General features: G+C 59.1%; 12 protein-coding genes. 5 read left to right on the top strand and 7 right to left on the bottom strand.

Annotated features, from left to right (window positions below; translation table 11 throughout):
• Positions 1–108 (bottom strand): helix-turn-helix domain-containing protein (locus ACIREA_RS15090; protein ID WP_397383123.1); only part of this gene is annotated, 108 nt, incomplete at its 3' end.
• A 439-nt stretch (positions 109–547) separates the two neighbouring features.
• Between ACIREA_RS15090 and purB the strand changes: the two genes are divergently transcribed.
• The 5 genes from purB (at position 548) to ACIREA_RS15115 (ending at position 5,199) form a co-directional block, all read left to right on the top strand.
• Complete coding sequence (gene purB / locus ACIREA_RS15095) at positions 548–1,975, top strand: adenylosuccinate lyase (RefSeq protein WP_397383113.1); 1,428 nt, start codon at positions 548–550, stop codon at positions 1,973–1,975.
• A 31-nt stretch (positions 1,976–2,006) separates the two neighbouring features.
• Positions 2,007–2,267, top strand: a complete 261-nt coding sequence (locus tag ACIREA_RS15100) for a hypothetical protein (protein ID WP_397383114.1) — start codon at positions 2,007–2,009, stop codon at positions 2,265–2,267.
• A 266-nt stretch (positions 2,268–2,533) separates the two neighbouring features.
• Positions 2,534–2,890 (top strand): VOC family protein, encoded by a 357-nt coding sequence (locus ACIREA_RS15105; RefSeq protein WP_397383115.1) that lies wholly within the window; start codon positions 2,534–2,536, stop codon positions 2,888–2,890.
• Positions 2,891–3,240: 350 nt separating this feature from the next.
• A complete protein-coding gene (locus ACIREA_RS15110; RefSeq protein ID WP_397383116.1) occupies positions 3,241–3,600 on the top strand; it encodes a hypothetical protein in 360 nt (119 codons plus the stop codon).
• A 159-nt stretch (positions 3,601–3,759) separates the two neighbouring features.
• Positions 3,760–5,199 (top strand): IS701 family transposase, encoded by a 1,440-nt coding sequence (locus ACIREA_RS15115; protein ID WP_397383117.1) that lies wholly within the window; start codon positions 3,760–3,762, stop codon positions 5,197–5,199.
• A gap of 429 nt (positions 5,200–5,628) precedes the next feature.
• Here the strand turns inward: ACIREA_RS15115 and ACIREA_RS15120 are convergent, their stop codons facing one another.
• The 6 genes from ACIREA_RS15120 to ACIREA_RS15145 all read right to left on the bottom strand — a co-directional run.
• Positions 5,629–7,749 carry a prenyltransferase/squalene oxidase repeat-containing protein gene (locus ACIREA_RS15120; protein WP_397383118.1) on the bottom strand — a complete coding sequence of 707 codons (2,121 nt, stop codon included), beginning with the start codon at positions 7,747–7,749 and terminating at the stop codon, positions 5,629–5,631.
• Between the two features lie 82 nt (positions 7,750–7,831).
• Positions 7,832–8,311 carry an ExbD/TolR family protein gene (locus ACIREA_RS15125; RefSeq protein ID WP_395734991.1) on the bottom strand — a complete coding sequence of 160 codons (480 nt, stop codon included), beginning with the start codon at positions 8,309–8,311 and terminating at the stop codon, positions 7,832–7,834.
• 11 nt (positions 8,312–8,322) lie between these two features.
• Complete coding sequence (locus ACIREA_RS15130) at positions 8,323–8,751, bottom strand: ExbD/TolR family protein (protein WP_397383119.1); 429 nt, start codon at positions 8,749–8,751, stop codon at positions 8,323–8,325.
• A gap of 48 nt (positions 8,752–8,799) precedes the next feature.
• Positions 8,800–9,657, bottom strand: a complete 858-nt coding sequence (locus ACIREA_RS15135) for a MotA/TolQ/ExbB proton channel family protein (RefSeq protein ID WP_397383120.1) — start codon at positions 9,655–9,657, stop codon at positions 8,800–8,802.
• An 11-nt stretch (positions 9,658–9,668) separates the two neighbouring features.
• Positions 9,669–10,607, bottom strand: coding sequence for a tol-pal system YbgF family protein (locus ACIREA_RS15140; RefSeq protein ID WP_397383121.1), 939 nt, complete (start codon positions 10,605–10,607; stop codon positions 9,669–9,671).
• 28 nt (positions 10,608–10,635) lie between these two features.
• A partial coding sequence (locus tag ACIREA_RS15145) for a tetratricopeptide repeat protein (protein WP_397383122.1) occupies positions 10,636–12,346 on the bottom strand: 1,711 nt, incomplete at its 5' end.

The following is a 12,346-nucleotide window of genomic DNA, read 5'->3' on the forward strand; positions in this document are numbered from 1 at the left end:
GGGCAACTGGCCACGCTGGACGAGGTAATAAACCGTTGGAAGAGGGATGCGGAGGTATTCCGCGGTCTCTTTCACGGTCATGAGTTCGGGTGCTGCTAGATCGGCCATAAAATTGGGAGTGTGTCTTGTTGCCTGCGATGAACTGTAAAAATCGAAAGTGAGTCTCGTTGAGGAGTTGTTAACAACGCTAATCAATAATTTCTATCATTACAGGGTAATTATCGGGGTGTGGCTAAATGTGTGGTTCCGGATAATTGGTAGATTTGCGAATTATTGCCACAATTGCAAACCAAAAGTGTGTGGTAGTTAAAAAACTTCGGAAATCCTGAAGAATTTCATACAATTGCTATCAATCTAGAATTGGGAGCATCGAACGTGCGGAATAGAGCCAGTCCACTGGTCTAAATTTTATTTACATGGCAACTACGATGACTCCTTGTATTCCAACACGTTACGCAAGCCCATGGGAAGGCGGTTTCTTTGCAGTGGTTGTACGTGCGGCAACCCATTTGCCAAGTCGCCAGGCTTGGCCTAGATCAACCCTCCCATGTCTGATTCCATTCCCAATGTCCTCGCTGAACGTTACGCCACCGCCTCCATGCGCGCCCTTTGGTCGCCTGAAGGGAAAGTCAGACTGGAGCGTGATTATTGGATCGCAGTTTTGAAAGGCCAGCGCGATCTCGGCATCGGCGTGCCGGATGGCGTGATCGAAGCCTATGAGAAGGTGAAGGATCAGGTGAATGTGGCCTCCATCATGGAGCGCGAGCGCGTGACGCGGCATGACGTGAAGGCACGCATCGAGGAATTCTGCGACCTCGCGGGCCACGAGCACCTTCATAAAGGCATGACCAGCCGCGACCTGACTGAGAACGTGGAGCAGCTTCAGGTTTTCCGCTCTCTATTAGAGGTCCGCTCCAAATGCGTGGCGGCTCTCGTGGGCCTCGCACGTCGCGCCAAGGAGACGCGTGACATTCCGCTGACCGCACGCACGCACAACGTGGCCGCGCAGGTGACCACCCTGGGCAAGCGCCTGGCGATGTTCGGTGAAGAGCTGCTCGTGGCCTTTGGCGATCTGCAGCATCTCATCGCCAGCTACCCGGCCCGTGGGCTGAAGGGTGCCGTGGGCACCCGGCTGGATCAGATCACTCTCTTTAATGGAGACGCGAAAAAAGCGGCGGAGCTGGAAAGCAGCATCCTGAAGCACCTCGGCATGCCGGCGGCCTTCAATGCCGTGGGGCAGGTGTACCCGCGCAGTCTCGATCTGCAGGTGGTCGCCTCGCTTTGCCAGCTGGCCAGCGGTCCGTCCAGCTTTGCGCGCACGCTGCGCCTCATGGCCGGGCAGGAACTCGCCAGCGAAGGCTTCGCCAAAGGGCAGGTGGGCTCCTCCGCCATGCCGCACAAGATGAACAGCCGCTCCTGCGAGCGCATCAACGGCCTGCACGTCATCCTCAAAGGTTACCTCACCATGGCCTCCGGTCTGGCCGGGGATCAGTGGAATGAAGGGGACGTCTCCTGCTCCGTCGTCCGCCGCGTCATGTTGCCGGACGCCTTCCTCGCCATGGACGGCCTGCTGGAGACGCTGCTCACCGTGCTCAATCAGATGGAAGTCTTTGAAGCTGTGGTGGAGCAGGAGCTCATGCGCTACCTGCCGTTCCTCCTCACCACCACCGTCATGATGGAAGCCGTCAAAGCCGGTGCCGGTCGCGAGACCGCCCACGAAGTGATCAAAGAGCACGCCGTGCAGGTGGCCAAGGACATGCGCACCGGCAAGGTGCGCGAGAACGATCTCCTCGCCCGCCTCGTGGAAGACGTGCGCCTCACCCTCACCGCTGAGGACATGCAGCGCCTCGTGGAAGCCGGCAAAGCCAACGCCGGCGACGCCCCGCAGCAAGTGGACGCCTTCTGCGAGCACGTGGCCGCCATCAAGAAAGAGTACCCGCACGCCGCGAAGTATGAGCCGGGTGTGATTCTGTAAGCTTTCAATCGAGAACCTTCACAGCGGCGGCTTGTCTCAAGCCGCCGTTTTTTTTGTGGCCCCATGCCTGCATCATCATCCTGAAATTCTGCAATCTTGTGAATCCTGTCCAAATCAGCGTGGAGGAAAGATGAAGCTGGAAGTGGCAGGTGTCGCGGTGCCTGTTTTGACAGGATTAACAGGATCGCAGGATTCACAGAATTTTCTCAGACGAGATCTGTGCGCCTGCATCATCATCCTGAAATTCTGGAATCCTGTGAATCCTGTCCAAATCAGCGTGGAGGAAAGATGAAGCTGGAAGTGGTATGTGGCAGGAGGTCTGTTTTGACAGGATTAACAGGATCGCAGGATTAACAGAATTTTCTCAGACCGGACCTGCTGGCCTGCATCCTAATCCTGCAATTCTGGAATCTTGTGAATCCTGTCCAAATCAGCGTGGAGGAAAGATGAAGCTGGAAGTGGTATGTGGCAGGAGGTCTGTTTTGACAGGATTAACAGGATTAACAGGATGGCTGGATTGACAGGATTTCTTCGGAAGACATCCTTTCTACCACGCTCATGAAAGCCTCCTTCCACTCCATCACTCCCATGATCCCCACCGGCGGCAGTTTGGCGGAGGCGCTGAGCTTTTACGCGGACCACATGGGCTTCACCATTCTCTGGCAGGGCGATGGCATGGCCGGCATCGAGCGCGATGGCGTGTCCCTCAACCTCGTCGTGAACGACAACCAGAACTGGGCGGACAACGCGAGCTTCAGCATCGGCGTCTCCGATCTTGAGGCCCTCTACGATCAGTATCGGGCGATTCCCGCCCGGGTTGGACCGCTGGAACACAAGCCGTGGGGCAGGCGCGAGTTTCATCTCATCGCGCCTTCAGGCGTGTGCTTCCAGTTTTACCAGCGCGCAGCCGCCTGACCCTGCGCTGCAGGCAGAGCCGTCGCCGGGGAAACTTCCGCAACTTCCACAAATTCTGCGGGGGGGTGTACACGCGACGCTCTGCCCGGCAAGCGGGAGGCTTGCGCTACTGCCGTTGTCGTCACCGGTGGAGACTTCCACTGTTTCCACAGTTTCAACGGGGGGTGGTGTTAACCCACCGCCAACTCACTGGATTCTACCTTGGCAAACTGTCATGACTTCGGCCCTCAAGGGCACAAGGTTTGTCAGGTGAACTAGTGAATCTGTGGGATCAACGCTTGTTGGACAGCTCAAGCATCTGGTAAGGATCTGTCCTGCAAGTGGGACAACATGCAGTTTCATTCACAATCATGCCGAGTTTTACCCAGTCCGGTGAGTTCTATAGTGTCAGTTACGTGACAGGCCCTGCGCATGTCCTGCTTCAGGTCGCCTTCTCATCGGTTCCGGTTTCGGAACCTTCGCTTGTGGCACTGCCCGCCGTCAGCGCCCTGCCGCATACAGCCCTTGACCCACAGCAAATCCTTGGCGCCGTGCTCAACGCCGCTGTCGCAACGAATGCCGAGCTGGGCACGGCCTTCTTTCCATCTGTCATCCGCTATGTGGCTGATGATTCACCTCGCTACTCACTTTACGCCCACTGCGCCACCTTGCTCATCCGTCGTCTCGCCAGTGGAGAACCTTTTCAATCTGTCACACCCACGGTTTGCTGAGCCAGGGCTGGTCGCCTGCGCGTACACCCCCCCGCAGAAGATGTGGAAGTTGCGGAAGTTTCTTCCTGGCGGATGGCGTGTTAATTCTACTTTGGTAAGTTCTGATGTTTGGCTGGTCTGAGCGGGTAAACGAGATTAAGCGGGGAGGCAGGACGGTCCGTGTTGGAGCACTGCGATGAGCGTAGCGCGAAGATACCCCTGCCTTCTAAAAATGACCCTGCGTCCGGATCTCTTTTTGCCGTTGCAGAGCGCTTTGCCGCCTTTTGCGACAGTGCGACTCCGCTGTTTCGCACCACGACCCACAACGGCTCAGGACATGCGGGTGTTTACCTTCACGGCCTGATGCAGGCCCGCCCCCGCGCCAAAAACATGGAACGCATGGAAGAGGCCGTTGCGGGTGCTGACTATGAAGGGTTGCAGCACTTCATGACCGACTCGCCCTGGCAGGCGGGTCCGGTGATGGATCATGTCGCGCTGGATGTCTCCGGCCTGCTCGGCGGCCCGCAATGCCTCGCCTATGTCGATGAGACTGGCATTTCAAAAAAGGGTGACAAGTCCGTCGGGGTGGCCCGCCAATACAACGGCCGTCTTGGCAAAGTGGACAACTGCCAGGTCGCGGTCTTTGCCGCACTCGGAGCTGCGGAACGTGTCGCTCTGGTGGGAGCCCGCCTCTACTTGCCGCAGCATTGGTGCGAAGACCCGGCGCGCTGCAAGCAGGCGGGCATCCCGGTGGCGGACCGCGTTTTCAAATCCAAGTCCACGCTGGCGCTGGAGCTCATCACCCATCTGCGCGGCATTGGCGTGCAGTTCGCAGCCACCGCGCTGGATGCCGGTTACGGCAAGGAGCCCGGTCTGCTGCGTGCTCTGGATGCTGCGGGTGAGGTGTTCGTCGTGGAGGTGCACAGTTCGCAGCGCATCTGGCGTGATGATCCCTGGCCTGCGGCGCACCTGCCAGGCACGCAGCGTCGCGCTACTGGCAAGCTGCATGCGGTGGGCGCAGCGCTCAGCGTCCGTGACTGGGCCGGGGCACAACTGCCCGCAGCCTGGCGCACCGTCGCCTTGCGCCAGGGCACCCAGGGGGAGATCCGCGTGGAGTTCCTCCACCAGCGCGTGTATTTGTGGGACGGCGACGAGAGCTCCGCCAAGCTCTGGCATCTGGTGGTCCGGCGCACACTCGACGCCCAGGGACATGCAGGCAAGACCTCCTGGACGCTGAGCAACGCGCCGGCCGACACCCAGCCCGCGCAGATCGTGGCGATGGCCTGCGCACGGTATTTCATTGAGCGCGGCTTTCAGGATGCCAAGACTTCGCTGGGCCTGGCCGACTATCAGACCCGCGGCTGGCTCGCGTGGCATCACCACATGGCCCTGGTGATGCTGGCCATGCAGTTCCAGCTCCATGAACGCATGCTGCACGCGCAGGCCCTGCCGTTGCTGAGCACTGCGGACGTCGTCGAGCTGCTGCGACATCAACTGCCCGCAGCGGCGGTCACCCCGGAGAGTGTCATGTCGCAACTCCATCAGCGTCATCGAAAGCGACAAAACTCCATCGACTCCGCCTGCCGCAACCAAACCCCTCCCAATGACTTTTATGAATAGCCTGGAGAGTTACCAAAGTAGAATTAACGGAGACTGACGAGGTCCCGCATTCGGGTATTTTTTGGTGTGCGTGAGCGCATGTGCCCGACGAAAGCGGTAGCTGCGTTCGTGCCTCACTTCGCGACCGCAGTCCATATGGGAAGGCTGGGGGACAAGGTGGTGTGCCTTGGGCATTTATGGGCGGGGCGGAGCGTTGAGGGATCGGGACGATCCCTCTCTGGCGGAATGCTGGCGCGGAGGTGGGGGTGTTTGCGGAGTGCTGCGGACTGGAAGTCCGCGCTCCAGGGGCGCTTTGGCCTGCGGCGCTGAATTCTGAGATGACAGGCCTTCACCTAATCGACGCGGTTCAGTTTGATCACCACTTGAAGGTGATGGAGGAAGCGCTGGTCGACGGGCAGGAGTGCCCATCGTACTTTCGGAGGCACTTGGTTACTTTTCGAAGAAGCTGGCTTCTTCGCGGTCGCCGACTTTGAGGTAGCGGTAGTAGACTTCGAGCTGGAGGGTGCAGAGGCACTGGCGGTAGATGTCGTCGGCGGCATCTCCGGCGGGCCAGTTGGGACGGCCGCGCTTGAAGGAGCCATCGGACTGCTGGGCGCCGAGGATCTGGGGAAGGAACTGCTGATTGTAGAATTTCCAGTCTTCGCCGCCCTGCTGGAAGAAGGCTTGGGTGTAGTAATACCAGCAGTAGAGGTTGCAGTTTTTGTTCCAGTCGAGGGGCTCGGCGGTGAGGAAGTCGGTGAGGAACTTGATGCCCTTTTTGATGGGGGTGGTCTTGCCCTTGGCCATGGTCTGGAGGCCGAGGATGCCCACGCCGGAGAGGCTCCACTGATTGTAATGGGCGTCACGATTGGGGATGCCAAAACCACCGTCCTTGGTCTGTTTGTCTTCGAGGTATTTGGTCATCTTGGTGATGGAGCTGTGGAGTCCATCAATCTTGAGCCCGGAGTTCTTGGCGGCCTTGAGGGCCTGGAACTGCCAGCCGGCGACGGAAAGGTCTTCGCGGCTTTTTTTGCCGGCATAGAAACCGGTTTCGGTGTCGTAGACCCAGCTGCCGCTGTCCTGCTGATTGTCGATGATGATCTTGACGCCTGTCTCGAAGGCTTCGCGCATGCCGGGGAGGCTCTTGCTGCCGAGGCGGGCGAGGGTGTACATTTCGCCGAGGGCATAGGTGGCGATGCCGTGCTCATAGACGGGGGCGTTGCCTTTTTCCGCCTGACTGAAGAGTTTGTTTTTGTTCTTCTTCTGGGCTTCGATGAGGAACATGATGCCTTTGGTGACGTTTTCACCGTAGAAGGGGGACTCGGGCGTTTCGCAGCGACCGAGATAGCAGAGCAGCGCGAGACCGGTGAAGGCGCACTTGCTGTTTTTGCCCCAGGAGCCGTCGGGGTTTTGCTTGGTCTTGAGCCATTCCAGGGAGGCGCTGACGGCGGCCTCGCACTCGGGGGAACCGCCGTTTTGACGGAGCTTCTCAAGTCGTTCCTGCGTGGAGCAGCGGCTGCGCATGGAGGGTGGCAGGGTGACGAAGCCGCCTGCGGCTCCGAGTCCCTGGCCTTTGCCAAAGCCGCCACCGGCTCCGCCCATGCCGAAACCGCCTGCACCGCCGAGGGCGCCGCCGCCCATCATGGCGCTGACGTCGGGCATGTCGAGCGAGTCTGGGGGAGCCTCAGGCAGGGTGATGGCCGAATTCATGCTCGTGCTGACGAGCTTCTTCATCGGCATGGTCTTGTTGATGGAGCTGCGCTTTTTCTGCTGCACTTTGTGCTGCAGATCGGCGCTGGCCTTCGCACCCTGCGCGGTGCCGCCACCGGGGAGGAAGTCCACCTGCTTGTCCATGACACCGCTTTGGAAGACGATGAACAGGGCCAAGACGCCGAGACCGGCGTGGATCAAAATACTGAGAAGGAGGGAGCTGGCACCGGCCTTGAGCCAGAGCTGCACGAACTTGTTTGGCGGCTTGCCCACTTCGATGTGGGTGAGTGCTGGCGGGTGATAGATCTGGCCTTCGACGTGCTCGGCCACGACGGCTTCACCAGCGTCATCGGTCGGCACGGCGGCAGCTACGGCCACGCTCGGGGCGGGCATCACAGGGGCACCGGAAGGAGCTGGCATGGAGGGTGCCACGGCGGCAGGCACGGGCATGGCGACGGGGACTGCGGCGCTGGCGGGCCGGGGGGCCGGAGCGGCGGTGGGAACGGTGCCGGTGGAAGGTGCGGGCGGCGGCATCATGGCCGGCATGGGCATCTGCGGCATGTAGCCGGGGGGATAGCCGGGCATCTGGGGCGGGTAGCCCTGAGGCATCGGGTAGCCAGGCGGATAACCAGGCATCTGCGGTGGGTAGCCCTGCGGCGCCGGATAACCCTGAGGATAGCCGGGCATCTGCGGCGGGTAGCCCTGCGGCATGGGGTAGCCGGGTGGATAGCCAGGCATCTGCGGCGGGTAGCCCTGCGGTGGATAACCCTGGGGATAGCCCAGCGGCTGGGTGACACCCGGAGGGGGTGGCTGCTGGGGATTCTGCGGATTTTCCGGGGTTCCTGGCTGCGACGGATTCATGAAGATGACCTTTCCAGAGTATGAGGACGGAACTGCGGCCCCCTTTCTTGGGGTGCAGAAACTCAAAAAACTGACAAAAAAATCAGAATCCTTCGTCGCCGCCGACGGTGAAGGTCACATTGGCGACCTTGGCGACGGCGAGGGCGTTGAGCACGTCGATGACGCGCTCATAGGTAGCCTGCTCTTCAGCCTGAATGGTCACGATGACCTTGGCGTTGCGGTTGTCAGCCTCCTGCTTGAGACGCTTGAGCGTGCTGATGAAGTCAGGGAGAGCCTTGTCGGGACGATTGCTGTCGAATTCCTCTTCATTGAGGGTGACGGCACCGGATTCTTCAACGCCGACGATGATTTCGTCCGGCATTTCGGTGGGGGCATCGGCGCTGGGCGGGGCGAGGCCAGGGAGCTGGCTCTTGAGCTCGCGCTCGACCTTCACGGAACCAACCATGACCATGAAGAAGAGCATGATGACGAACACGACGTCGATCATGGGAGCGATCTGGAAGCCGACAGCGAGCTGTTCAGTTTCGATTTCGCGATGCTTTTTTTTGCCGGGTTCAGACATGAGGGGAAGAGTTACTCTTTGTTCAAGGCAGAGAAGGAAATGTCATCAATACCCGCCTGGGCAATGACGCTCATGACGCGCTGGATTTCGATCGCAGGGAGACGTTTGTCCCCACGAATAACCGCCCGGTACTTGGCGTTGGAGTCGTGGCGGGCGCGGAGTTTTTCCACGAGCGGCTCCACGACGTCATAAGAGCTGTTTTCAAAGAGGATGGTCGCCTTGCCATTGGTCCAGCGCACATTGATGTTTGCCTCGTTCTGAACGTCTTTTTCCTTTTTCTTGGCATCTTTGGCGACAGGGAGCTGAATCTCCTTGTCGATACTCAACACCTGCGCCGAGGTGATGCTCATAAAGAAAATGAGCAACACCAAGAGCACGTCAATCATCGGAGCAATCTGAAACTCCGGTTCGCCATCACCACCGCCGCCGCCGCCGCCCATAGTGTTAGTAGGTCAAGGGTTGAGTATAAGAGATAAGAGGAGGATGAATCAGGCTGCAGTGGCAGCCTGAACGTCGCCAGCGACCCAATTTGGGATGGCGGCGTAGAATTCTTCTTCACCGACGTGGGCGTCCTTGAGATGCGCGTAGGGCATCTTGCGGAAGAGGGCCATGATGATTTCCTGGAGATCGCTCATGCTGACCTGGAGGCGATTGCGAAGGAAGTAGAAGAACATGAACGCCGGGACGGCGATGAAGAGACCGGAGGCGGTAGCGATGAGCACCTCGCCGATAGCACCGGAGAGCTTGGCAGGATCCCCTGCACCGCTGGTCTTCAGGGTGGAGAAGGCGCGCATCATCCCCGTCACCGTGCCGGTGAGACCGATCATGGGGGTGCAAACACCGATAACGGAAAGGTAGTTGATGCGGGTCTGGATGGCTGCGTTGACCTTGTTGAGCTCGCTGAAGAGGGCGGCTTCGGTGGCGTCATGCCCGTCACCGAGGAAGCTGAGGCCAACACGTGTGGTGTTGGTGAAGGCGGAGGGACTGCCTTTGCAGAACTGGTAGGCACCGACGTAGTCACCGGCGCGGAAGAGATCCTGAACCTGGGCGACCTGGGCAGGTGGAGCGGCCTTTTTGATGGCCGTGCGCATCCAGAGGTCAACGGTGAGCCAGACGAGAGCGATGGAGCAGACGGTGATGGGATACATGACCCAGCCACCTTCGATGAAACGATCGATCATCGATTCGGTATGCACTTCAGCGGCAGCACCTTCCGGGGGGGCAGCGTCTTCAGCATACAAGTTGAAGGAGGTGAGGACACCCAGAGCCAGCAGGACGCAAAGGAACGCGCGGGCAGGGCCGTTGGGGATGTGGCGGGTCATGGTGGTGGCAGTGTTGGTTTGCATGGGGAAATGATTCAAGCTTTGGGTTTGGAGTCGGTGGGTTTGGCGGGCTCGCCTTCCTTGGGTTTGGCTGCGTCCGTTTTGCCATCGGCGGCGGCGGCGTCAGCCTCTTCCTCGGCGACATTCTTCATTCCGGCAATCGCGGCTTTCTCCTTGGTGGCTGATTCAGCGACCGGGGAGCCGGGATAGGATTCACTGATGCGGGCGAGGAAGGCGTTGGCGTCCTCATAGCGCTTCATTTTGATGAGGATCTTGGCGGCGTTGAGCTCGGCCTCAGGGACGCGCTGCATCTGAGTGCCGTAAAAGACGGGGATGCGCAGGTAGGCGAGCAGGGCTTTTTCCCACTCCTTCTTGCGGGTGTGAACGTCTGCAATCAGGGCCCAGAGGGAGGCGCCAATGGCGGAGTCGTCGGTTTCCTTCAGGATGCTCTGGGCTTCCACGAGAATGCCGGCGTAGTCGGAGGATGTCTGGCGTTCGATGTCGAGCTGAATGATGCGCAGGCGCATCTTCTGGGCATCGGTGAGCTTGAGGGCGCGGAGAGACGGGAGGGATTTGACGACTTCATCGAACTTACCGCCCTGATTGAGCGCTTCAATGTAGGCGAAGTAGATGTCGATGTACCAGTTGCCCTCGATGCCTTCGAAATTCTCAAAGAAGTCACGGCCTTTTTTCAGGACGGCGATGGCCTCCTCGGTCTTGCCTTTGGCGAGGAGGTCGGCTGATTCAGTGAGTTCGGCGGGATAGGGCCACTCGAGGGAATCGATGTTCTTTTTCTCCAGAATGGTGGTGGCTTTGTTTTCACCGATCTGAACGGTGCGGACAATCTTGCCGTCCTGAATGGAGAATTCGGAGGAGAAGACGCGGTTGCCGTCCTTGAGGACGATGGCCTGCCCGAAGGCGGAACCAGCGGCGACGACGGCGAAAACGAGCAAAAAGCGGGCGAACGAGTGCATGGAAATCGTGGAGTGGGTTCGCGTGAAATTACAGGGTGGGGAGGAGCTTCTCAGCCTCTTTCTTTTCCGGCTGACCCTCAAGATCCTTGCGGTCGACCATCTCCTGGATTGTTTTTTTGGCTTCCTCGCTCTTGCCGAGCGCCTTGAAGGACTTGCCGCAGAGGAGGTAGGCCTTGGCCATTTCATCCTTCCATTTCTGGTGGGCGATGAAGACGCGCTGGAAGTAGGCGATGGCAGCCTCGTGCTTGCCTTGGAGAGCCTCGATCTCGCCGAGCATGCGGAGGGCATTGGCGGTGGCGTGGCCGCGCCACTCCTTGGTGTTGGAGATGGTCTCGAAGATCTTCTTGGCTTCGTCATACTTCTTGAGTTTGACGAGGGTCTTGGCCTCACCCTGCGTGGCATCGAGCACGTGGGAGCTGCCGGGGTAGTTGTTCAGGGCATCACGGAAGAGTTCGAGAGCCTTGTCATTCTCACCTTTTTCGAAGGCGATTTCAGCCAGACCGACGGGAGCGCCGTCTGAAAATTCGCTGTCTTTGAAGAAGTCTCTGAGGCGGACGTAGCAGCCGTTGGCTTTTTCGAGATCACCTTTCTTGCGGGCGGCGTCGCCAACGATGCTGAGGAGCATGGGGCTGAGGTCATCCGGCTTGGCGACTTCGATGATGATGGTGAGATATTTCTCGGCCTTTTCAGGCAGCTTCATGGTCTTGGCGAGCCATGCCTTGGCGAAGAGAATGCGCATCTGAGCGGTGCCATTCATGGCGGCCTGCGGCGGGGTGAGCAGCGCTTCGAGCTGCTTTTCGACATCTTCAAAGGTGACTTCTGGCGCGGGAGCGGCCGCAGGAGCTTTTTCGGGGGCCTTGGCACCATCCGCAGGAGGTGTTGCTGGAGCAGCAGCGGCGGCAACGCGACGGCGTTTCGGAGCGCTGATGGTGACGAGCTGCTGAATCAAGCCTTCCACCTGCTGATTGGCGACGATGGGAATGCGGGATTTGATGTGTTCTGCGAGGAGCTTCTTGGCTTCCTCCACCTTGCCTTCTTTGATGTTGGCGCGGCTGATCCAGAGAATGGCTTTAAGGGCGAGATCGTCGTTGTCCTTGTGGGTGTTGTAATAACGCTGCCACATTTCAGACAGTTCCTTCCACTTGCTGGCGCCGACGTAGAGGTCCGTGACCTGATCCATGGCGTAGGTGAGCACGTCGTCGGTCTTAGCCTTGTCCACGGCGAGGGCGAACTGAATCATCGCGTTCTCATAATCGGCGCGCTGATTGTAGATGTCCCCCAGGAGGGCGTGCACCTGACCGATGTTTTGATCGTTTGGAGCGTCTTTGGCAATGCTCAGGAGCTCGGTTTCAGCGTCTTTTTTGTCGCCGCTCTGGAAATCAATGAAGGCGAGGCGGTAGCGTGCATCGACGACATACTGCCCTTTGGGGTTGTCCTTGATGTAGGTCTTGAGGGCCTTGGTGACGCTCTTGGAGTCGTTCTGATAGAAGTAAGTCAGAGCGATGCGGTACTGGAGATCGTCCTTGTAGGTGGTCTGCGGGAAGTCCTGGAGCACCTTTTCATAGGTGGTGCGGCACTCGTCGAAGCTCTGGAGTTCGAACTGGACGCTGCCGATGAGGAAGTAGAGGCGCTCTTTGTCGGCCTTGGGGAAGCTGAGTGCCTTTTTCCAAGCGGCGATGGCTTCTTTGAGCTGCTTGTTCTGGTAAGCCAGCATGCCGAACATCATGGAGACCTCGCCG

Origin of the sequence: Prosthecobacter sp. (assembly GCF_044373815.1) — a bacterium.
Lineage (GTDB): Bacteria > Verrucomicrobiota > Verrucomicrobiia > Verrucomicrobiales > Verrucomicrobiaceae > Prosthecobacter.

Bases quoted from the DNA above. Each gene is read 5' to 3' on its own strand.
- ACIREA_RS15140 (WP_397383121.1), bottom strand. From the start codon at position 10,607: ATGCACTCGTTCGCCCGCTTTTTGCTCGTTTTCGCCGTCGTCGCCGCT.
- ACIREA_RS15120 (WP_397383118.1), bottom strand. From the start codon at position 7,749: ATGAATCCGTCGCAGCCAGGAACCCCGGAAAATCCGCAGAATCCCCAG.
- ACIREA_RS15110 (WP_397383116.1), top strand. From the start codon at position 3,241: ATGCCGAGTTTTACCCAGTCCGGTGAGTTCTATAGTGTCAGTTACGTG.
- ACIREA_RS15105 (WP_397383115.1), top strand. From the start codon at position 2,534: ATGAAAGCCTCCTTCCACTCCATCACTCCCATGATCCCCACCGGCGGC.
- ACIREA_RS15125 (WP_395734991.1), bottom strand. From the start codon at position 8,311: ATGTCTGAACCCGGCAAAAAAAAGCATCGCGAAATCGAAACTGAACAG.
- purB (WP_397383113.1), top strand. From the start codon at position 548: ATGTCTGATTCCATTCCCAATGTCCTCGCTGAACGTTACGCCACCGCC.
- ACIREA_RS15130 (WP_397383119.1), bottom strand. From the start codon at position 8,751: ATGGGCGGCGGCGGCGGCGGTGGTGATGGCGAACCGGAGTTTCAGATT.
- ACIREA_RS15135 (WP_397383120.1), bottom strand. From the start codon at position 9,657: ATGCAAACCAACACTGCCACCACCATGACCCGCCACATCCCCAACGGC.